17 protein-coding genes are annotated in these 22,917 nt (G+C 45.2%); 12 read left to right on the top strand and 5 right to left on the bottom strand.

The window, feature by feature from the left end; translation table 11 throughout:
• Nucleotide 1 precedes the first annotated feature (1 nt).
• From KDM92_RS13175 to KDM92_RS13165, 3 genes are all read right to left on the bottom strand, one after another.
• Nucleotides 2–514, bottom strand: a complete 513-nt coding sequence (locus KDM92_RS13175) for a GNAT family N-acetyltransferase (RefSeq protein WP_212684921.1) — start codon at nucleotides 512–514, stop codon at nucleotides 2–4.
• A 119-nt stretch (nucleotides 515–633) separates the two neighbouring features.
• Entirely contained in the window at nucleotides 634–1,602 is a 969-nt protein-coding gene (locus KDM92_RS13170; RefSeq protein ID WP_212684920.1) for an MBL fold metallo-hydrolase, read from the bottom strand.
• A gap of 386 nt (nucleotides 1,603–1,988) precedes the next feature.
• Nucleotides 1,989–3,368 (bottom strand): hypothetical protein, encoded by a 1,380-nt coding sequence (locus KDM92_RS13165; protein ID WP_212684919.1) that lies wholly within the window; start codon nucleotides 3,366–3,368, stop codon nucleotides 1,989–1,991.
• 281 nt (nucleotides 3,369–3,649) lie between these two features.
• On the opposite strand from KDM92_RS13165, the gene ubiU reads away from it, so the two are divergent.
• From ubiU to KDM92_RS13110, 11 genes are all read left to right on the top strand, one after another.
• Nucleotides 3,650–4,654: a ubiquinone anaerobic biosynthesis protein UbiU gene (ubiU, locus tag KDM92_RS13160; protein WP_212684918.1), complete on the top strand. Its 1,005-nt coding sequence runs from the start codon at nucleotides 3,650–3,652 to the stop codon at nucleotides 4,652–4,654.
• Nucleotides 4,655–4,975: 321 nt separating this feature from the next.
• Nucleotides 4,976–5,881 (top strand): ubiquinone anaerobic biosynthesis protein UbiV, encoded by a 906-nt coding sequence (gene ubiV / locus KDM92_RS13155; protein ID WP_212684917.1) that lies wholly within the window; start codon nucleotides 4,976–4,978, stop codon nucleotides 5,879–5,881.
• 13 nt (nucleotides 5,882–5,894) lie between these two features.
• Nucleotides 5,895–6,338 carry a ubiquinone anaerobic biosynthesis accessory factor UbiT gene (gene ubiT, locus KDM92_RS13150; protein WP_189345080.1) on the top strand — a complete coding sequence of 148 codons (444 nt, stop codon included), beginning with the start codon at nucleotides 5,895–5,897 and terminating at the stop codon, nucleotides 6,336–6,338.
• 25 nt (nucleotides 6,339–6,363) lie between these two features.
• Complete coding sequence (locus tag KDM92_RS13145) at nucleotides 6,364–6,798, top strand: putative zinc-binding protein (RefSeq protein ID WP_212684916.1); 435 nt, start codon at nucleotides 6,364–6,366, stop codon at nucleotides 6,796–6,798.
• 153 nt (nucleotides 6,799–6,951) lie between these two features.
• Nucleotides 6,952–8,097 carry an NnrS family protein gene (locus KDM92_RS13140; protein ID WP_212684915.1) on the top strand — a complete coding sequence of 382 codons (1,146 nt, stop codon included), beginning with the start codon at nucleotides 6,952–6,954 and terminating at the stop codon, nucleotides 8,095–8,097.
• 140 nt (nucleotides 8,098–8,237) lie between these two features.
• A complete protein-coding gene (locus KDM92_RS13135) occupies nucleotides 8,238–9,494 on the top strand; it encodes a cysteine desulfurase-like protein (protein WP_212684914.1) in 1,257 nt (418 codons plus the stop codon).
• A gap of 12 nt (nucleotides 9,495–9,506) precedes the next feature.
• Nucleotides 9,507–10,409, top strand: coding sequence for a 5'-nucleotidase (locus KDM92_RS13130; RefSeq protein ID WP_212684913.1), 903 nt, complete (start codon nucleotides 9,507–9,509; stop codon nucleotides 10,407–10,409).
• Nucleotides 10,410–10,720: 311 nt separating this feature from the next.
• Complete coding sequence (gene amaB, locus KDM92_RS13125; RefSeq protein ID WP_438947468.1) at nucleotides 10,721–12,247, top strand: L-piperidine-6-carboxylate dehydrogenase; 1,527 nt, start codon at nucleotides 10,721–10,723, stop codon at nucleotides 12,245–12,247.
• A 311-nt stretch (nucleotides 12,248–12,558) separates the two neighbouring features.
• Nucleotides 12,559–13,596 carry a phosphotransferase gene (locus tag KDM92_RS13120; RefSeq protein WP_212684911.1) on the top strand — a complete coding sequence of 346 codons (1,038 nt, stop codon included), beginning with the start codon at nucleotides 12,559–12,561 and terminating at the stop codon, nucleotides 13,594–13,596.
• An 18-nt stretch (nucleotides 13,597–13,614) separates the two neighbouring features.
• A complete protein-coding gene (locus KDM92_RS13115; protein WP_212684910.1) occupies nucleotides 13,615–14,937 on the top strand; it encodes an aminotransferase class III-fold pyridoxal phosphate-dependent enzyme in 1,323 nt (440 codons plus the stop codon).
• Between the two features lie 465 nt (nucleotides 14,938–15,402).
• The gene (locus tag KDM92_RS13110) at nucleotides 15,403–17,829 is read left to right on the top strand and encodes an alpha/beta hydrolase family protein (RefSeq protein ID WP_212684909.1); all 2,427 of its coding nucleotides are present in this window, start codon (nucleotides 15,403–15,405) and stop codon (nucleotides 17,827–17,829) included.
• A gap of 85 nt (nucleotides 17,830–17,914) precedes the next feature.
• Here KDM92_RS13110 and KDM92_RS13105 read toward each other — a convergent pair whose 3' ends face one another.
• Entirely contained in the window at nucleotides 17,915–18,604 is a 690-nt protein-coding gene (locus KDM92_RS13105; protein WP_212684908.1) for a hypothetical protein, read from the bottom strand.
• A gap of 568 nt (nucleotides 18,605–19,172) precedes the next feature.
• On the opposite strand from KDM92_RS13105, the gene KDM92_RS13100 reads away from it, so the two are divergent.
• On the top strand, nucleotides 19,173–19,547 hold the full coding sequence (locus KDM92_RS13100) for an energy transducer TonB (RefSeq protein ID WP_212684907.1): 375 nt from the start codon (nucleotides 19,173–19,175) through the stop codon (nucleotides 19,545–19,547).
• Nucleotides 19,548–19,821: 274 nt separating this feature from the next.
• On the opposite strand, the gene KDM92_RS13095 is transcribed toward KDM92_RS13100, so the two are convergent.
• Nucleotides 19,822–22,707, bottom strand: coding sequence for a bifunctional diguanylate cyclase/phosphodiesterase (locus tag KDM92_RS13095; protein ID WP_212684906.1), 2,886 nt, complete (start codon nucleotides 22,705–22,707; stop codon nucleotides 19,822–19,824).
• Nucleotides 22,708–22,917 lie beyond the last annotated feature (210 nt).

Below are 22,917 nucleotides of genomic sequence, written 5' to 3'. Positions count from 1 at the left end.
ACTAAAACTTCTTTAGCATCCATACCGGGCAAGCGCAGTGACCGGTATTTCCCATCGGTTGATCAATATAGACAAATCCCATTTTTTTGTACAAGGTTTGTGCTGCCAGCATATTGGGCAAGGTTTCTAAATAGCATTGGGTATAGGCCATTTTCTTGGCGTCTTCGATGCATCGCTCGATTAGTTTTTGCCCCAATCCTAAACCACGCGTTTGGGGTAGCAAATACATTTTTTGTAATTCGCAAACCTCCGCTGGTGCACCTAGCAGGCTGCCAAATCCACCACCCGCGACAACTTCTCCGTTTAGCTCGACAACATAATACTTGCCTTTATCTCGCTGATAATGTTGGTACATATAGTCTAAAGATGGATCAGCATAGGCTGATCCGACTTTGGGTACCTCCATCTCAAGCAACACGCTACGAATCACGCGCGCAATTGCAGCATTGTCTTGTTCTTGGATTTCACGAATGAATGGAACATCTTGATTTGGTATGGTTGAAGCACTTGTCATAATTAAGAAATAAAAGAGAGCAAAAAACAGCAAATAAAAAAACGGCAGATATAGATCATATCTGCCGCTACTCAATTAAGAAATACGAACTTTGCTAACGCAAAAATTAATTGTTAGATTTATTTCACAGGCACATAGTTAACTGGAACCCATGCGTAAGCTTTTCCTTCTTTGCGTACATAGCCCAGACCTGGAAATGATAAATGCGTCGCCCCGACCATATAGCCTTGTTTCGCCGCGTCAGCATAGGCTTTGAGTCGCTGTGCCATGGCGGCCTTGCTATCGCTATCAAATGAAATTGTCACAGTTGGATTTTCAAACTGCACCGCCGCAACGTGCATCAAATCACCCCATAGCATCAGCTTTTGCCCTTTGCTCTCGACAGCATAAACACTATGTCCTGGTGTGTGACCACGCGCTGCGATTGCTTTTACGCCGGGAACCAACTCCGTATCGCCATTAAAGGTTTTAAACTTTCCTGCTTTGACATAAGGATTTATCGATGCCATCGCTCCTTGGAAAGCGCCCTTCGCGTCTGCTGGCGCTTTATCCATATTTGCTTGACTCAACCAGAAATCCGCATCGTGTTGATCAGCTCTGACGATCGCATTTGGAAACGCTAATTGATCACCATTCATCAAACCACCAACGTGATCGCCATGCATGTGCGTGATATAGACTTCATCGACTTGTTCCGGCATATAACCAGCAGCTTTTAAGCTATTCGCCAAACGCCCCAAAGTTGTCCCAAACAAGGTCGCCGCACCAGTATCAATCAAAACTAATTTACTTCCTGTATTAATCAAATACCCATTCACCGAAGTTGCTGTTGGCGTACTCAGATGATGTTTTTGTAGCGCCTTGATGATTTTTTCAGGCTGTGTATTCGTCAGCAATTTATCGACAGGCAAAGCGACTACGCCATCAGACAGAGCGGTAACTTCGAAATCACCCAACATCACACGGTAATAACCAGGTGCTGCCGACTTCGCCATCGGCGCATCAGCCAAGGCTGGCGCACTTACCACAGTCATGCCAGCAGTCAACGCTGCCAAAGCAAAAGCTACACTAGATAAACGAAATTTCATAATCACTCTCCAAATTAGGTTGATGAAAACGGTAATGACACTAAATCATGCCAATTGCAAACGATGGTGTTTGGCTAGAATTTGAGACTGTGGATTATGAGCCCAAAAATAAAAGTTTGCTGGACGCGACTATTTTCACCATGTCAGTGAATACATGAGGCTGACATAAAAGCCGTCCAGCTAAACCGTCGACGAACACTCAAGATAGGTATGCTTTTGAAGCATACCTCACGCTGAAAATAGAACCCGAAGATAAACAGTTGCGATGACTAAACGGAGTATCGAAAATCCAGCGCGCATGGCTCTGAGTTTGACGTTGAGTTTGAGTCTGACGTTGAGTTTAAGACCAATGCTGGTACTGGCATTAAGCTCAAAGTCGCTCCTAATTAATTACCAAATAAACTCTTTAGCAAATCAGTCGCCTTGCTTTTCTTTTCTTCTTTCTTTGGCTGTGACTTCTCGCCCACGTCACCCATACCGCCTAAAATCGAAATAAACGTCGACTTCACTCGCACCTTAGTTTGCCAATCTGGCTCCCAAGCAATCTTAGGATCTTCTGGACGTGGTGGATAGGCGAAATAGGCATCGGAACCATAAGCGATCATGCGCAACATTCCGCCACCACCATCAGGAAAAATTCCCTTTGGCACCGCACACTGCGTCGCATTCGCTGGCAAAATGACCTTTTCTTTAATCCATTTATCGATATCTTGATTCGATTGATAATCCAACAAGCCAAAGCCAAAATCGGCAAGTTCACTCGAAGTCCAAACAATCATTTCACCGCTGGCATCTTCACCCGTGTTGCCATCCGATTTGCCACCCATCACTGCGAAAAAATAACCACGCGCATGCGGAATCGATTTCCATTCCAGAGCAATTGCACCATCTTTTTTAATTTGCTTTAGTTCTATCGCAGGCATCAAATCTTGTGGTGCACCTAGATTCACCTTAAAACTCTCAGGAATACCATTACCGACAAACTGATGCTGTCCAATCAACGATGCGGTATCGGGCACTTTTCTGTCATCGACCTTATTCGGCCAAGCTGGATGTCCCGGCTGCGAGCGCGCGCCTTTTGTGGTTTTGCCGCGCAATACGAAAAATTTTGCGTAATCGTCTAATGATGCGGTCGCGATATCCAAACTACGTGGCTGACCTTGACGGATAGTGTCACCGCAGCCCCAATAAACAGAAATTTTCCCTTTCGGTTTTTCGTAAGTCGGTTCGATAGGATTTTCATCGACCGGCACGTGCACTGGCTTCTCTGGCACTGGTGCGTTTAATTGCAAACTCTCACCTAAACTCATGACACTAGGAATAAGTTGCTTCGCTTCACTCAATCCGGGATTTTTACTGGTATAGACCGAAATATCAATGAACTTGCCACCAGCGAAACCCAGTCCATGTGTATTACCAAATACATTGCCTCGATCGCTGGCTCCACCAATTGCTCCTTTCGCCATGCCAGTCAAAGCACCAAAAAATCCACCACCCGATTGCGCTCCCTGCGCAGCACCAGCCATCAAATTACCACCAGGCATATCACTCGCACTAGTAGCAACATCGATATACGCCAACGCAATTGGCGGCTTCACAACTTGGGAGACTTCTTTAGCAGCAGAGAATTTGACCGGAGCGGCGGCTTTATTTTTTGTCTGCGCCAAACTCGTCTGTGACAAAGTCGACAAACCAGCAGCAATAAAAAATAAACTGAGCGTGGTCATGCGATACGGAATTCGAATATTAGAACGGCTAGATTTCATCATTGACTCCATTCAAGTTGGCAAACGACAAACTTCATGATGTGACGAACTTTGAACAAACTATGACTGCAAAATGGACGCAGCCTATGCGGTGAGAAATATGGCGACACATTCGTCCCAAGTAAGCACTTCATCATAGCCTAAAAAATAGGCAAAGCTATAGATCTGTCTACACTATCGATAAAGCAGACTGCACTTAGAACAACAGAACCACCAAGCATCCATCATTTCATTGACCTAAGACAAAGACGGGCTTACAGCGTATCGCTACCATCTTGCGCATGAAAACAATCGATCTCGTAGCGCCCGCTGGCAGCTTAGTTGCTCTCAAAGCCGCCATAGACAAAGGTGCTGATGCCGTTTATTTAGGCTTACGCAATGCCACCAATGCACGTAATTTTGGTGGTCTCAATTTTACCGATGCAGATATCCGACTTGGTGTCGAATACGCACATCAACGCGGCAAGCAAGTGCTATTCGCGATCAATACTTATCCGCAAGCACAAAAAGCGCAAGAATGGCGCGCTGCGATTGACACCGCGGTTTTACTTGGCGCCGATGCCATTATTTTGGCCGACCCCGGTTTGATGGCCTATGCACGCCATCGTTATCCCGACGTACGTTTGCATTTATCGGTACAAAGTTCATCCACCACCGTCGATGCGATTGAATTAATGCGCGAACAATTTGGTATACGCCGTGCCGTATTGCCACGCGTGTTAACGCTAACAGAAATCGAAAAAATCATACGCCAGACCGAGGTGGAAATTGAAGTATTTGGCTTTGGCAGCTTGTGTGTGATGGCCGAAGGACGTTGCCTGTTGTCAAGTTATGTCACGGGCGATTCACCGAATAATAAAGGCGTCTGCTCGCCCGGTCACGCAGTCAGTTGGGAAGAAAAAGATAAGGTCTTATCCGCACGCTTGAGCGGTACCTTGATTGATCGTTATGCGCCAAATGAAGCGGCAGGCTATCCGACTTTGTGCAAGGGGCGCTTTGAGGTTGAGGGTCAAGTGGATTACGCCTTGGAAGAGCCGACGAGTTTAAATGCGATTGGCCTATTACCACAGTTGCTCAAAATGGGCGTGAAAGCAATCAAGGTCGAAGGTCGTCAGCGTAGTCCGAATTATGTGTCACAAGTAGTCGGCACCCTGCGTGCAGCTTTAGATTCTGCCGAGCGTGATCCTGAACGTTATACCGCACGACCGGATTGGAATGCGACCTTGGCCAAACATGCTGAGGGGGCGCAGGTGACGCAAGGGGCGTTCGAACGTCCCTGGAAGTAAGAGCCAGTTTATAAATCCAATCTCAGGGCGCATTACTGCGTTGCCAATGCTCGCAATACCGACGTATTGCTGCGCTTGGCGCCTTGTACTGCATCCCTGACATTGAATTTCTAAACTACTCTTGGTACTGCTGTAAGCTCATTGAGAACTCGAAATCCCCTCTCCCGCAAGCGGGAGAGGGTTAGGGTGAGGGTGATTCAGAAAATGCACGGTTTTTAAGATCCACAAAACATCGTAGGACGGGTAAAACCCGCCCTAAAAAAGAATACTATTTCGCCCCATACACCGTCTTTTGTTTGAAAATATAAATCGAAACAACCTATGAAACTCTCCCTCGCACCACTATCTTATTACTGGTCTAAAGAAGCCACGATGCGGTTTTATGTGGAGGCGATGCACTGGCCTGTGGATATTATTTATCTAGGCGAAGTGGTGTGTTCGCGTCGGCATGTCATGCGTTTGCTGGATTGGATTAGTTTGGCGAAAGCTTGTCGTGATGCGGGGAAACAGGTTGTTCTCTCTACCTTGACCTTAATCGATAACGAAGCGGATCGGCGTGCCATGCATAAATTAATCGATGCTGCAGCGGCAGAAGATTTATTGATCGAAGCGAATGATTTCAGTGCCGTACGTGCTATGCAAGGACGACAATTTGTTGCAGGACCACATCTCAATGTGTACCACACTGGCACTTTACAATGGCTACGTGAATTAGGTGCAATGCGTTTTACGCCACCAATAGAACTTAGTGGTGCTGATCTTGCGGCTTTACAGGCGCAACGTCCAGAAGGTTTAGAAACCGAAGTACAAGTTTGGGGACGCATGGCGCTGGCCTATTCTTCACGCTGTTTTACTGCACGTCATCATCGTCTGCGCAAAGACAATTGTGAATTTCGCTGTGAACATTATCCCGATGGTTTGGCCTTGCAAACCCGCGAGCACAGCGATTTTTTAACGATAAACGGCATACAAACCCAAAGTGCGAATTGTCTCGATCTAAGCCTGCAAATTCCTACGTTGAAAAACTTGCAGGTGGATATTTTGCGCCTACAAGTTCAATCCAAAAACATGGAACAAATCGTTCACGCCTTCGACACCGCGCGCCGGCGCGAACAAGCAGCTGTAATTGACGCGCAGTTTTTACCGCCACAAGCAGAACGCTGCAATGGATACTGGAACGGCAGCTCTGGCATGCAATGGCAAACCATACCGATTCAAGCAATTTAATTTCGAGTTTATGATGAACCTCACTGAATTTCGCTTTCCCACCGTCTTCGAAAAAATCGGTCAACGTCTGCCCTCGCCTATTGCGGGCGCGCCTTTGATGTTGATGCTAGAACTTGCGCGCCAACGTAGTTGGCTGATCGCTCCAGAAAATCTCTACGGCAGAACCTTTCAAATTCAGGTCGAAGACCTCGGCTTACGTCTATGCTTCCGTTGCGACCAAGGCCGTTTTAAGGCGATACCATTTCAAACTACTGACGTTAGCCTCAGCGCCTGTGCCATGGATTTCTTAAAACTTGCCACTGCATTGGAAGATGCAGATACACTATTCTTCCGCCGCCGCCTAAAAATCGAAGGTGACACAGAATTGGGGATTGCGGTGAAATATTGGATAGACGCGAGTGAACGCCCGGCATGGTTAAATCGGCTTGCAGAGAAATTGACTGCGAGCGCGACCTAAGCGACAAGTATTCAATTGCACGCCCATGTCAAGCAACACATCCAACTCAGCGCAACTACCTTTGGTCTATTCCTGTTCCGGCTGTTCTAGCGTCGCACAACTCGCCAACGATTGCGCACTCGATTTGGATAGAACTGGCCGTGCGCAAATGTCTTGCATTAGCGGCGTTGGTGGAGGCGTTCCATCCTTGCAAAAGCTAGCTCGCTCAGGTCGCCCAATTTTGGCTTTAGACGGCTGCGCACTTGCTTGCGTCAAAGCCTGCTTGCAACAAGCTGGAGTGACTGCCACCGTGCATTTGATTCTGAATCAAGAGGGCGTGCGCAAACGCTTTCATACCGAAGCGCATCCGGATGAACGTGCCCATATCAGCAAGGTGATCGACCAAGGCTTGATCGAATTACATCGAATTGCATCGACTTGCAAATCAAACACAATTCAACAAAACTTGACCAACATCTAGTTTATCCACGCCCAAGCGCGCAGTCTCTAGCACTCCCCCGCACGAGGACTACACTTTCAACATCTCTCTTGTTCTCCGTCAAAATTCGACTGAGCATTTGAGATTATGCTGATCGTCATTCTATTTGCATCACCTTAGCCTCAAGAGACCGTCATGAAACGCCTAGCCCTAGCCCCTCACCGTTTGTATTTTTTTCTCGGCGCGATCGCCGTATTAATTTTATTTTCATGGTGGTGGCTACATCTACAAAGTGGTCGAAACTTAGCTGTGCCTTTGCATGCCTTGTTGATGCCTTTAGGCGTTTTCCCTTTATTCATTTTGGGTTTTACATTCACTGCTGGGCCAAAGTGGTTAGCTGTAGATGAACCACCGCATAACTTTTTATTACATGGCGGTACTTACTTTGGTGGCCTAGTGTTGGTCTTAATTGCATCCACTTTAGAATTGCCACCTTTGCGGATGTCGGGCTTTGCCTTGATGTTGGCGGCTTGGTGCGCGGTCACTCTACGTTGGGCGCGGCTGGTAATCCATAGTCAAGTAAAAGATAAACGCCATCCACAAGCATTATTGTTGGCAATGGGTGGCGGCGTGTCGGCGATATTCTCAGCCTTGTTGTGGAGTGCTGGTTCAAGTGATGCTTGGATCGCAGCGCGTCAGTTAGCTTTTTTTGCCTTCTTGTTACCGGTTTTTTTGACAGTCTGCCATCGTATGCTGCCCTTCTTTAGTAGCAATGTGATCAAGCCTTACACCATGTGGCGTCCATACTGGTTATTAGGTTCTTGGATCGTTGCTTGTTGGGGCTTGGCGATTGCTGGAATTTTAGGCCTTCACGTAATCGAAGCGATGATCGCGACTTTGCTCAGCTTTAGTTTTGCCAATACTTCGTGGCGTTGGGGTTTATTCCGCAGCTTGCATAATCGTTTATTGGCGATGCTGCATTTATCCTTTGCTTGGCTTGCGATTGTGTTCGCCTTGCAGGCAGCAAGCGCGTTCGGTGCACAAATCGGTTCAGCAATGGTACATGCCTTGGCATTGGGGTTTATGGGCACTATGTTAGTTGGCTTTGTTAGCCGTGTGAGCTTTGGGCATGGTGGCCGTCCGCTGCAAGTGAATAATTTATTGTGGGCGATTTACATTTGCTTGCATCTTGCCGCTTTGTTGCGGGTCGCCGCGAGTGTGACGACGATTCCCTATATGATGAACTTATCCGCTAGCGTCTGGTTACTACTTTTGCTTACTTGGGTTGGCTTGATGTTGCCTATCTATATCAAGGCGAGAGCTGATGGGCAAGCGGGTTAACCATCAGGCTATCCCTTCCCTTCGTGATTATGAATAATTGCTATTGATCGCAAATGCTTGCTAACGATTTCCGCTGATTCCATTCGCTGGCTGAATCATGGTATGTTTATGCCCGTTTCTACTTTGGCATCGACAAGCACATGCAAGCATTTACCCCGAACGAAATCAAGGCTGTTCGCGCAGAGTTTCGTGCGCTTCAAATTCCAGAACAATGCGTTTTTCTCGATAACGCCGGCGGCTCTCAAGTTTTAAAAATCGTCGCAGATCGAATTCACGACTATTTATTAAGTAGCAGCGTGCAACTAGGCGCTAGTTACGCAACCTCAAGCCTTGCCAGCACAAGAGTGTTAGAGGCGAGAAAGGCAATTGCTGAATTCATCAACGCCGCAGACGATCGCGAAGTAGTGATGGGCGGTTCAACTACCGGCCTCATGTTTCAACTGATACACGCGATTCAACCAAGCATCCAAACTGGCGATGAAATCATCGTCACAAATACCGATCACGAAGCAAATATCGGCGCTTGGAAACGCTTACAAGAAGCTGGTGCGGTCATCAAAATCTGGCAAGTGAACACCGACACATTGCAACTCGATCTAGTTGACTTAGATAAACTACTTAGCGCCAATACGAAATGGTTGGCGATGACTTTTGCATCGAACGTATTAGGTACAATCAATCCAATTGCCGAAGTTGCGCGCCGCGTGCATGCGCTTGGCGGACGTGTCTGTGTCGATGCGGTCGCCTATGCGCCACATCGTTTGGTCGATGTACAAGCAAGTGGCGCTGATGTCGTAGTTTTTAGCTTTTACAAAGTATTTGGACCGCACTATGCCGTTTTGTGGGGAAAATATGATCTCTTACTCAAGCTCTCCAATCTCAACCATTTCTTTATCACCGCAGACAATCTGCCTTACAAACTACAACCAGGCAATGTAAATTTTGAATTGTCATATGGCTGTCAAGGCATCGCTGACTATTTGGTCGCGATGGGCGAACGATTTGGTGGTGTAGGTAATCGTCGTCAATTGATGCAATTCGCCTTCGATAAGTTTGAGGCGCACGAAAATTATTTAGCGCAAAGATTATTAGATTTTTTAAACACCAAATCGAGTGTGCGCATCATCGGTATGCGTCAAGTTCATGAAGGTGAAAACACGCGCGTTCCGACGATTAGCTTTGTCGTTCGTGATACGCCGTCGGAGAGTATTGTTCGGTATATCGATCAATTTCATATCGGCATACGGTTTGGTGATTTTTATGCTCGCCATCTGATCACTGCTCTAGATTTAGAAAAGCATGGTGGCGTCGTACGCGTTTCAATTGCACACTACAATACCGTCGAAGAAATCGATTTATTGATTTCTCATCTGACCAAAATACTTCCCACTACCTAAGCAAATACACGCATGCCTTATTCACTCGACAAATTATTAGTGATCGGAATTTCTTCACGGGCTTTGTTTAATTTGGAAGTCGAAGAAGCGATCTTTCAAGATCAAGGTTTGGACGCTTATCGCCAACACCAGTTAGCGCACGAAAACGAAATCCTCAAACCAGGTGCTGGCTTCGCTTTGGTGAAAGCATTATTAAAGCTCAATCAACTGACACCGGATAAACGACTAGTCGAAGTGGTGATTATGTCGCGCAATTCTTCAGAAACCTCGTTGCGCATTTTCAATTCGATCGCACATTATGGCTTGGATATTAGTCGTGCCGTGTTAGCAGGTGGCGCTTCTTTATCTTCGTATTTGCAAGCGTTTAATGTCAGTCTATTTTTGTCTTTGCACGAAGATGATGTACAAGCGGCGATCAATGCTGGCGTGGCAGCAGCGCTGCTGTATCAACTGGCAGAAAATGTGGTGGATCTTGAACAAATTCGGATTGCGTTCGATGGTGATGCTGTGATTTTTTCTGATGAAGCGGAAAAAATCTACCAATCACAGGGCATCGAAGCCTTTGAACAACATGAGCGCGAGAATGCAAAGAAACCACTACCAGAAGGACCATTCGCTCGCCTACTAATTGCCCTATCGTATATTCAAAACAACTTTAAAGCACCAGATGGACGCGCTTTACCTTTACGCACTGCCTTAGTGACAGCAAGATCTTCGCCTGCACACGAACGCGTGATTCGAACTTTGCGTGCTTGGAATATCGCGATTGACGAAACTTTCTTTATGGGTGGTGTCAACAAATCGGCAGTGCTCGCTGCGTTCAAGCCGCATATGTTTTTTGATGATCAGCATGGTCATTGTGTACATGCTTCAAGTGTCGTGCCCACTGGTCGCGTCCCTTACAAACAAGATTAAATAACAGAAAAAGTGTAATTCCATTGTGTCACCAAGTCATAACTTTATGTCCTTTGTTGCCAAGCACTAAAATCGCTACACTAGAAATCAACAACACTTTGGTTTAAAGCCTAGGCTCGATTACACTGGTAGAGAAATGTCTGCGAACACATTTGCATTGTGTAATGCGACAACGATGTTGATACTACTGACTACTTAGTGGTCAATTAGCGACTACTTAGTGGCTACTTATTTACTATCTAATCGCTATTTAAGGGCTATTAATGGGTTTTAAACTCAATCCTATAACTATTCTACAAAATCAATAATCAATGAACGCTATGACATCCACAATTCAAAATTTATTTACCGAGCTTGGCGTTGCGCTTGCTGACTATGAAGGCAATGATATTGCCAGTATTTCACCGATTAATGGCTTGCCACTCGCGAGCTTACGCGCCGACAACGCGGCACAAGTTGCACATAAAATTGACCGCGCCCACAACGCATTCTTAGCGTGGCGCAAAGTACCGGCACCGCGTCGTGGTGAATTGATCCGCTTATTTGGTGAAGAACTCCGCACACATAAAGCGGCATTAGGACAACTGGTTACTTTGGAAGCAGGAAAAATTCTGCAAGAAGGTTTGGGTGAAGTGCAAGAAATGATCGATATCTGCGACTTCGCAGTTGGTCTGTCACGCCAATTATACGGTTTAACCATTGCTTCGGAACGTCCAGGCCATCGCATGATGGAAGTCTGGCATCCCCTCGGCGTAGTGGGCGTGATTTCTGCGTTCAACTTCCCAGTTGCGGTATGGGCTTGGAATGCCGCTCTCGCCTTTGTTTGCGGCAATAGCGTGACTTGGAAACCATCGGAGAAAACACCATTAACTGCACTTGCAACGCACGCCCTATTTATGAAAGCGGTCGCTCGCTTCAATGCGACTAGCAATGATGCGCCAGACGGTTTAGCAGAATTAATTATTGGCGCGCGCGACACCGGCGCACAAATGGTCGAAGACAAGCGCGTCGCTTTGGTCTCTGCCACTGGTAGCACGCGCATGGGACGTCAAGTCGCTGAAGTCTGCGCCAAACGCTTGACACGCACGATCTTGGAGTTAGGTGGAAATAACGCGATGATCGTTGCGCCAAGTGCCGATTTAGAAATGGCGGTACGCGCAATTACCTTCTCGGCGGTCGGCACCGCAGGCCAACGCTGCACCACCTTACGCCGCTTGTTCGTGCATGACAGCATTTACGAAACGCTAGTGCCACGTTTAAAGAAGATTTACGCAGGCCTACCAATTGGCAATCCGCTAGAAAAATCGACCTTGATTGGACCGTTGGTTGATCAAGCCGCCTTTGAAGCGATGCAAACTGCCTTGAATGCAGCAAAGACAGACCAAGGCGTTGTATTTGGCGGAGATCGTGTGATCGTCATAGGCTCAGAAGGCGGCTATTACGTGCGCCCTGCCATCGTAGAAATGCCAAGCCAAACTGCGCACATGCACCATGAAATATTTGCACCGATTATGTACATTGTGCGCTACCAAGATTTGCAACAAGCGATCGACTGGAACAATGAAGTGCCGCAGGGTTTATCATCCAGCATCTTCACTACCGACATGCGCGAGGCCGAGTTATTTATGTCTGACGTAGGCAGCGATTGCGGCATCGCCAATGTCAACATCGGCCCCTCAGGTGCAGAAATCGGCGGCGCATTTGGCGGCGAAAAAGACACTGGCGGTGGACGTGAATCTGGATCGGATGCATGGAAAGCTTATATGCGACGCTCGACCAATACCGTCAATTACAGCCATTCTTTGCCTTTGGCACAAGGAATTAGTTTTGATATTTGAATGTGGGGTAGTTTAGAAAATTGAACGACAAATGATGGGGTAAGCAGAAATTTTTATTTAAAACCTACAGCACTTGAAGTTTGCAATCCCCTCTCCCGCATGCGGGAGAGAGTTAGGGTGAGGGCGATTCAGAAACATTAAGGCCTGAATAGCTCATAACAATAAATTTTAATTTTTCATATTGCATTACTTTATACGAACCAAAACGCCCCTCATCCCCAGCCCTTCTCCCGCTTACGGGAGAAGGGAGTTTCTAACTTACACGACTATCGCTATTTTAAGTAACCACAGCATTAACCCATTCACCAACGATGCAAACCATCACCCCAGCACAAGCATTAGCCTTAGTCGAAAAACACTGGCAAATTACAGGCACCGTCAAAGAACTACCTTCTTACGCAGATCGCAATTTTAAGATTCAAACCCCACAGGCAAATTACGTTTTTAAAATAGCTAATCCAAATTGGTCGTATGCCGATCTTGATATTGAAAATGCCGCCTTACTGCACCTAGCCAAAACCTGTTCAGATTTGGCATTACCGCAAGTAATGGTAAGTCACTCTGGCCTACACATTCTGCCACTCACCACAGCAGACGGACAACTTTGTCATATGCGTCTACTTAGCTTTGTCGAAGGTGATATCTATGCAAATGTCGCAAAACGCAAAGAGCTTGATCAGCAAACTCTACAAACCAGTTTGGGTGTGGCAATTGGTAAATTAGATCGCGGTTTACAAGATTTTGAACATCCTAGTATGGATAGATATGTTGATTGGAGCATCAGCAATTTACCAGCACTACGCGATGAGATTGCTTACATAGAAGAACACGATCTACGCGAATTAGTAACGCGCCATACAAATTATTTTGCCGAACATGAAGCGACTTGGAAACAATCTTTACCGATGTCGGTGATTCACAATGATGCTAACGACTTTAATGTAATCGTCGCCGCGGATGTGAATAACAACACAAACACTCAACCACGTGTCAATGCGATCATCGATTTTGGTGATATGTGTCGACATCTGCGCATCGTTGATCTGGCGATCACTATCGTCTATGCCTTACAGCATGTAGAAGAAGATGCCGAGGTACGTAATTGCATCTTAGCGATATTGCGAGGTTATCAGTCTCAATATCCCTTAACCGAAGCAGAAATCCGTGTTTTGTATCAACTAATTATGGCGCGTCTGTGCCAAAGTATTTTGATGGCAACGCGTGCATATCGCCGCAATCCCGACAACGACTACATTCTAGTTTCACAAACAGGAGTGCGCCGTCTGATCCGTCAACTCGATGCCATGAATTACCAAGAATTACAACACTTATTTTTAAGCGTACTTTAAATTCACTGATAACCCATCATGCCTACAACTGTCGCCCCTATTCCGAATCGCAACCCTGAAGATATCATCGCACTGCGTCGTCAGCATCTGAATCCGACTTTGAGTATGTCGTATAGAGAACCAATCAAAATGGTGCGCGGTGCTGGTGCATATTTATACGACCAAGATGGAAATGCCTATCTCGACATGGTAAATAATGTCTGCCATGTCGGGCATTGCCATCCGTCGGTGGTCGCTGCGGGTCAAGTACAGATGGCACAACTCAATACCAACACGCGCTATCTGCATGACAATATTGTGGAATACGCGAAACGGCTTAGTGCAACTTTTCCGTCAGAATTATCAGTAGTATTTCTCACTAATTCTGGTACCGAAGCAAATGACCTAGCTTTACGTATCGCCAAAACCTATACCCAAGCCAATGACATTATCGTAGTCGATCATGCCTATCACGGCAATTCGCCGACCATGATAGAACTGAGCCCTTATAAATTTGACGGCAAAGGTGGGCGCGGTCGACCAGCTCACATCCAAGTGGCAGAAATACCAGATGACTATCGTGGGCGTTTCCGTAAAGATGATACTCAAGCAGGTGCGCGTTATGCGCAAGACTTACAACGCGCTATTGCAGCAATTCATGCGCGTGGTGAAAAACCTGCCGCTTTTTATTGTGAGTCCGTGCTTGGTTGCGGTGGTCAAGTCGTACTCCCAGCTGGTTATCTTCAAGCAGCATATGCTCATGCACGTGCCGCTGGTGCAGTCTGCATTGCCGATGAAGTCCAAGTTGGCTTTGGTCGAGCAGGCGATCACTTTTGGGCGTTTGAAGCACAAAGCGTGGTGCCAGATATCGTGACCATGGGCAAACCCATAGGCAACGGCCATCCGATGGGTGCAGTCATCACTCGTCCCGAAATCGCTCAAGCCTTCATCACCGGCATGGAATACTTCAACACCTTTGCAGGAAATCCCGTCTCGTGCGCGATCGGCTTAGCGGTGTTGGATGTGATTGAACAAGAAGGCTTACAAGCCCACTCCAAGCAAGTTGGCGATGTTCTTTTACAAGGGCTAAATGAATTAAAACAGAAACATGCCCTAATCGGGGATGTTCGCGGTATGGGACTATTTATCGGTGTCGAGTTGGTGAAAGATCGTCACAGCCTCGAACCGGCGACCGCAGAAGCCAATACCATCATCGAGTTCTTAAAAGCGCACCGCATTCTACTTTCGACCGATGGGCCTTACGACAATGTCTTAAAACTCAAACCACCGATGGTGTTTAGCGTGGACAATGCGAGAGAATTTTTGTGGCGACTGGATCAAGCACTTTTTTCAGTTTCTTAATTAAGTTTCTTAATTCAGTTTCTTAAATCTGAGCCCAACTTTCAAACTCTTTGAAATAGACAATGCTTTTGGAACGTTTTCACTTTCAAACTCGAAAGAATAAACATATCTCCAATATAGCGTGACACCACGAGCCGTGTCGTATCACAGCTATTAACTTATTTTTCAAGAATACATTTACATTCCTAGATGGGTAATCCTACGCTAAGCGCCGATATGCTTCACAATCACACACTACAAATCCAACTCTACCTCGCGATTTTAGCTAACGAATAACAATTTAAATTTAGTCATATAAATATGACTAACAAAAACCATCCAAATGTCAATGGACATGTAAATAACTACGTAAAACTGAATTGTTCTTTGGAACTATTATTACATTTTGAGCTCTGAGACTTGTTAATAAAGATAAATAATATTCTCGAATACGATCAATTCCACACATTTCTAGGATAAAACTCTATGAAAAAAAATCTTACTATGTTGATTCTGGCTAGCAGCATCGCCAGTATCGGGATCAGTTCAACTGTTATTGCACAAGAAAATCTGCCTTACCAAAAACCACCACAATCAATTCTTGCGCTAGCTGACGTTGAGCGCGCGCCTGCGGTGAGTATGGACTCGAAGAAAAATGTCATGTTGTTGACGTATCGCAGCACGTTCAAAACGCTCAATGAATTAAATCAATCGGAAATGCGTTTGGGTGGATTACGAATTAATCCTGTGACCAATATTTCTAGTTCAGTCAACTACATTAACAATCTGAAGTTGCGCAAAGTCAGTGATAGCGTGGAGCAGCAAGTAAAAGGCTTGCCAAAGGATGCGCTTATTACGAATTTAACGTGGTCACCAAATGAGAAGAAAATCGCGTTCACCCACACCACAAGCAATGCTGTTGAGCTATGGGTAATTGATGTCGCTAGCGCCCAAGCAAAACGCTTAAGTACTGCGAAACTGAATGCGAACTTAGACAATCCTTTTATCTGGTTCAAAGATAGTGAAAATCTTTTAGTAAAAGTATTACCAAAAAATCGTCCTGCTCTGCTTGATTCAAGCAAGGATTTGCCGACTGGTGCGATTATTTCAAACGCTGATGGTAGCGTTTCGCAAAACCGTACTTATCCAGATTTATTAAAGAATCGTAACGACGAAATTAATTTCGAAAATATCGCCAGCTCTGAATTACACAAAGTCAATATCAATGGCACGAGCAGCCTGTGGAAGAAAGCAGATATGTATTCGGGCGAAAGCTTTTCTCCCGACGGCAAGCTAGTGATGCTGACTACGATTCAAAAACCGTTTTCTTATATTGTTCCGGTCAATCGTTTTCCTAGTAAAACAATTGTCACTGATCTTTCAGGCAAACCTATCAAAACAGTGAATGAAGTTCCGCTGACTGAAACCATGCCAAAGGGATTTAGCGCGACACGTGAAGGTAAACGCAATATGGTTTGGCGTGCAGATAAGCCTGCAAGCTTGAGCTATGTGGTTGCACTGGATGGCGGTGATCCGGCAAAAAAAGTCGATTATCGCGACGAAGTCTTCAGCTGGGACGCACCGTTCGATCAAGCACCAAAATCGCTGATCAAAACAGCACAACGATTTTCTAACATTATCTGGGGCAATGATAAGTTAGCCGTCATTACAGATTCTTGGTATGACACGCGCAATGAAAAAACTTATTTCTTCAATCCATCAAATCCTGCAGAAAAAGCGCGTTTAGTATTTGATCGCAATTCACAAGACATCTACGCGAATCCAGGTCGCTTCGAAACCAAACGCAATCAATATGATCGTCGTGTGCTCGCAATTGAAGATAATAAAGCTTACTTGATCGGCGCTGGTCACAGTAAAAAAGGGCAATTCCCATTCATCGACGCGATGCAGATTGATAGTTTGGAGAAAACTCGCCTATATCAATCCACTTACACCGACAAAATTGAAAACATTCAATCGATAGAAGATTTCGCCAAAGGCGATGTCTTGGTGCAGATTCAATCAAAGAATGAGTATCCAAATTTCTTCTTCCGTAACATCAAGAACAATCAGTTAAATGCGATTACTCAGTTCAAGAATCCGTATGAAGGCTTAAAAGACGTTTCCAAAGAAGTCATTAAGTACACACGTAAAGATGGCGTACAACTGTCTGGCACTTTGTACTTACCTGCGGGCTACGACAAGAGCAAAAAGGAAAAGCTTCCTCTATTGATTTGGGCATATCCAGCAGAATTTAAAGATAAAGATTCAGCTGGTCAAAGCACACATAATCCAAACGCATTTACTGCACCTAGTTACGGTTCGTTTATTTACTGGGCGACACGTGGCTATGCAGTTTTGGACGATGCCGCTTTCCCTATCATTGGTGAAGGCAACACCGAACCGAACGATAATTTTGTACCGCAATTAGTTGATAACGCTGAAGCTGCAATCGATGCGGTCGATGCACTCGGTTATATCGATCGCAAACGTGTGGCCGTCGGTGGTCACTCCTATGGCGCCTTCATGACAGCAAATTTATTAACCTACTCAAAATTATTCGCTTGTGGGATTGCGCGTAGCGGTGCCTACAATCGTACCTTGACACCATTCGGCTTCCAACGCGAACAACGCAATTATTGGGAAGTGCCAGAGGTCTACACTAAGATGTCACCATTCATGAATGCCGACAAAATGAAAACGCCTATCTTGTTAGTTCATGGTGAGGCCGACAATAATCCAGGTACATTCACGCTGCAAACAGAGCGTTATTTCCAAGCATTAAAAGGCTTAGGTGCGCCAGCTCGTATGGTGATTTTGCCGAAAGAAAGTCACGGTTACGCGGCAAAAGAAAACATCTTGCATCTATTGTGGGAACAAGATCAATTCTTGGAAAAGTGCTTAAAGAAATAAGCTACTTGAAATGAATTAAACACAAAGTAAACGCTGGATAAAACAAATATCCCGATGCAAAGCCAATTTGCATCGGGATATTTTTTTATTCAACAAAGATACCTAAACTCTGCGGCGTGACATCGGGAATTGCTTCACATTCGCTAATTAAGACACGTGGTCGCCCATCACAGACAAAGACATGATGTCGACCTTGCGGCGTGCGTTGTGCCACACGAAAGATATAAATCTCGCCATCGCCGTTGCCACGTACATCATCAAAAATACGATTCAACAAAGCCATAGGGAATTTGCCACCACTATTCCGTGAGATTTTTTTTATGATCGCCTCGGTCTTGCCATAATTTACTTCACCATTTCCTTGATGTCTTACCGCATGCAACATTAAATAAGTTGGTTTGCCATCGTCGCTGGGCAACAATGTTCGTCCAGATCCTAGCAAAAACGCAGCAGCACAGGCAGAGGCACAATATCCTTGTGCCTCAGTGCGTAGTTCATATCGACGAATCAACGTCTCAAGTTGATCGAGAATAATGGTTGCGGCGGCACCAGCGCCTGGCGAATCTTCAAACTGCAAGGTATTAATCAGCGTTGGACGTTTTTGTAGAGTCGCTTTCACTTGCTCAAGCATCGCCAAATTCAATTCACCTGTGAGTCTTAAGCGCGTTTCATCGTTGACGACTTTGTAGGATTTCATCGCCACCAGTAACGCTGCCAAGATGATCATCAATATTTCTGCGACGAGTTGTCGCCAAGGGTTTCTATACTTTTGCAATTCACATCCTCTTTTATCGTTTTAATTCTTGTTTTAATTCTTGTTTTAATTCTTGTTTTAATTTTTGTGCTGATTTTTCGTTTTGATTTTTCAGTCCAATCTCAAAATCACCTACAAATTATCTTCGATATCATCATCGCGCTTAACAAACGCCCTTGCTTTCTAAACTTAAAATCAGACAAAGGCGCAATATGTTCCGAAAAAAATACAATTCTTTTGAATTTATTTAGTCAAACGCAAAAAAAATAACTTGCACCAAAAAATCGCAAATCAAAAAAACACTGGGCAAATATCCATCAAATTTGCACACATTTTGGGAATGCCACCACGAGACAATTTGTTTTTGCACCAGATAAATGCAGGCTATAACTGAGGCTGCACTTTATACGATTTGCGAATAATCTACATGCGAAATCGTCATTTCTTCAATTCAAAATCCACACGTATATTTGCTCCATCGACTTCACAAGGATCTCTACAAAATCTACGAATGTATTACACAATACCTCGTAGCCTAACCAAAAGTTAATGTGAATTCGTCCTATTTCTTAACCTAAATGGAGCTACTATGAAAAACTCAACTATCTTCACTCGCGCTTTCTTTGCTTTATGCCTGAGCTTCACAAGTATCGCTGCAAGCGCAAACGAAACGAATAACCCATGGACCAATAGTGCCTGCAATGCACCTGAATACGACAGCAGTATGTTGCGTGGAGAAGAGAAAGGTATCGTCAAATTACGCTTTACCACCGATAACAGTGGTAACGTTGTCGATGCAAAAATTGAAGAATCTAGCGGCTTCGCAAAATTGGATCGCGCGTCGATGGCGGCTTTAAAAAACTGCCGCTTTCATAGCAGCAATCCAATTCAAGCGAACAATACAAACAATCTGCCTGAAAACATGACATCACGTCTGATTAGTTTTACTTGGGCGATCAAATAAATCAGCTAAACTTTCATCCCCTTCACGGAAAAGCAGTCGCAAAAAAAATAGCCACAGAAAGTCGCATTGCGGCGATCTGTGGCTCCTTGTTTTACTCTTTACTTGATCAAAATACACCACTTACAAAAATTGCTCTCACCGTTTAAATTCGCGCATGATTTTGACGTCAACAAATTTCGTGTGGATACATTTTGGTGTTAATTGCTAGCTGTTAGCTACCAATTGTTCCATGATCTAATCAAATCGCACTTCAATTTATATTAAAACCTGAACATTAAAACGGCGACTGCCATTGACGAACCCAAGTTGGAAATGTGTCTGCAGGCATAGGCTTTGCAATACCATATCCTTGCGCCAAGTCGCAGCCTATCGCTAATAATTTCTGACCGTGCGAAATACTCTCGACACCTTCAGCAATCACGCTACGCTGAAATGCAGAAGCCAGTCCGATTACACCGTGAATAATGGCCAAGTCGCCCTCGTCTTCCAACATATCACGCACAAAGCTTTGATCAATTTTTAACACTTCGGCAGGTAGTCTTTTCAAATAGCGTAAAGAAGAATAGCCAGTTCCGAAATCATCTAAGGCAAATCGTATTCCCAAGCCTTGGCACAGATAAATGACCTTAGAAACTTTATCGATATCGTCCAGTGCACTACTCTCTAAAATTTCTAGTTCCAACATCGAATATACCGAACGCGGATATGCCGATAGCAGCTTCTCTAATCTTTGCGTGAAATCAGCTTGCTGCAATTGGATAGCACCCACATTGACACTCACTGCAACATTGATTCCTTGTTTCTGCCAAACGTGAATTTGTGCCAACGCGGTTGCAATGACCCACTCACCTAATTCGACACTGAATAAATGATTTTCCACTACCGGCAAAAAACTCGCGGGCGCGAGTAGCCCTTTTTGTGGGTGCTGCCAGCGAATTAGGGCTTCTGCACCGAATACTTGCCCTGTACGCATATTCACTTTGGGCTGGTAGTACAGAACAAATTCTTGGTGCATTAAGGCTCGCTGCATCTGCGTCAAATCATCGCGCTGGACTTTGATCGCCGCATCTTGGGCAACGTCAAATAAATGAAAACAGTTCTTACCAGTCTGCTTAGACAAATACATAGCTTGATCAGCATGCCGCAGCAACTGTTCTGCATCAACTCCATCTTGCGGATAAATCGTGACGCCGATACTCGCGCTCACTTGTAATTCAATATGATGCAAATTTAATGGCTCTGCGGCAGCACTCAGCAGCCGACTTAAAATCGGTTCACAATCTCTACCATCTTCGAGATCAGTCAATATCGCCACAAATTCATCACCACCAAGGCGCGCTAGGGTATCGCCTTCACGTAAGGCGGCGCGCAAACGAGCTGCAATCGCAATCAGCAGCTCATCTCCCATACTATGACCGTGCACATCGTTGACAGTTTTAAATCCATCTAAATCAAGAAAAGCGACTGCCAAAGAGTTTCCACGGCGTTGCGCTTGTAGCATGGCTTGCTGCATACGATCTGCTAATAACACACGATTAGGCAAGTGCGTCAACGCATCGTAGTGAGCAATATGCTCAAGCATACCGTTTGAACGCTCTAACTCGATATACGCATTTTTTAGCGCGAGCTGAGACATTTTTTGCTCGGTAATGTCCTGAAAAATTCCAGTTAAACGCACTGCTTTTCCATCGTTCATCGTGACATGGCAAGTCGTTCTGACCGTGATCTTTCGCCCCTTTAGGGTGAACTTTTCAAGCTCTAAATCATAGGCTTCGCCAAACTCGGTTGCGCGTGCCAAGGCATTGACTAGTCGGCTTCTGGATTCCGGTAAAAAATAGCTCAATCCAGTTTCTAAGGTCGGTGTGAATTCTTCTGGATGCGTGTCATGAATGCGATATGTCTCTTCTGACCAAGTCAGTTTTCTTGAAATCAAATCGATTTCCCAGCCACCGATTTGGGCGATTGATTGACACTCTGCGAGAAACTGTCGAGATACTTCTAAATCTTGCTCAATCTGCTTACGCTCACTGATGTCTTGTGCAGTGCCGGTTAACGCGATCAGGTTCCCATTTGCGTCAAACAAAGGTTCGCTTTTTGCCTCTATCCATAAGGTTTCACCTTCACGTGGTGAATAACGAAAATCCAATTGATGCGCTTCAAATTGATCTCGATATTGATGATACATTCGAATAAACGATGCTTGATCATCCAAATGCACGCGCGCAATTAATTGTTCGAGTGTTGGCGGAGCATGGTCAGCATCAAAGCCAAAAATGCGATACATCTCGGCTGACCAAATCGCTGTATTAGTTTGTATGTCTCGTTGCCAACTACCAATTTTTGCACGAGCCTGCGCCGCTATTAAATTACGCTCGCTATCGCGTAATGCTGCGGCATGCTGCTTGCTCAGTGAGATATCGGTGTTTGTACCGAACCACTGCGACACCGAACCCTGCTGATTACGTAGCGCTAATGCTGATGCCAAATGCCAACGATATTCGCCATCATGGCGCAACAATCTGAATTCGACCTCATAGGGACTACAAGTCGACACCGCTAAATGCCAACGCCTTCTCGCTTCAGGCAAATCATCGGGATGTATCAAATGCTCCCAGCCTTGACCAAAAATACTTTCGGCTGAAACTTTGAAATAATCTACGGTTCGCTGGTTGACATAAGTGATCTCGCCATTCGCATCTGCCGTCCAGACTTGCTGAGGAATGGTTTCAATCAATGTACGAAAGCCTTGCTCGCTCTCTAACAGCGCTTGTTCTATCGCCTTTTTCTTTGTGATGTTTCGACTGATACCAAACACAGCGACGATTTCGCCCGTCTCTGACCGTACTGGGCTGGCGCGCATTTCCATCCAGTTTGAACACCCTTTCAAGCCAGTAATTCGAAAAGACAGTGTTCTTGATTCGCCTTTACAAACACAATCAAGCATCTCGATGAAATCAGCACGGAACTCCACGTCGACTAACTGCGCCACTTCAATGCTCTGCACCTGCTCAAAAAATTCAGCTTCGATGATCGCCAAGCCAGCTGTGTTAATTTGCAATAATCGGCCATCTAAAGAGATTAACTTCAGACATTCGGCGAATGCATGATGCAGGCTATTGTCATTGATAATCTTAGTTAAATTAGAGAGCAAATTTGGCATATTTATTTAATACCAAAAATAAATCGGGATAGTTTATTCTGACTATTCAAAAATACGGATTCAATATAATTTTCAATAGTTTCTCACAGACAAGCTTTAGACGCCACGAAAGTAAATCAAAGTTCGAGCATTCCGTCTCAAAAAACAAAAAGCCCCTAGCATTTATTGGAACCATAAAAATGCTAGGGGCTTTAAACGCAAAGATCGCCA

It is taken from the genome of Affinundibacterium baiyunense (genome assembly GCF_018139645.1).
Classification (GTDB): Bacteria; Pseudomonadota; Gammaproteobacteria; order Burkholderiales; family Burkholderiaceae_D; genus Undibacterium; species Undibacterium baiyunense.
The sequence above is the reverse complement of the archived record's forward strand: the minus strand, read 5'-3'. Positions and strand labels throughout refer to the sequence as shown.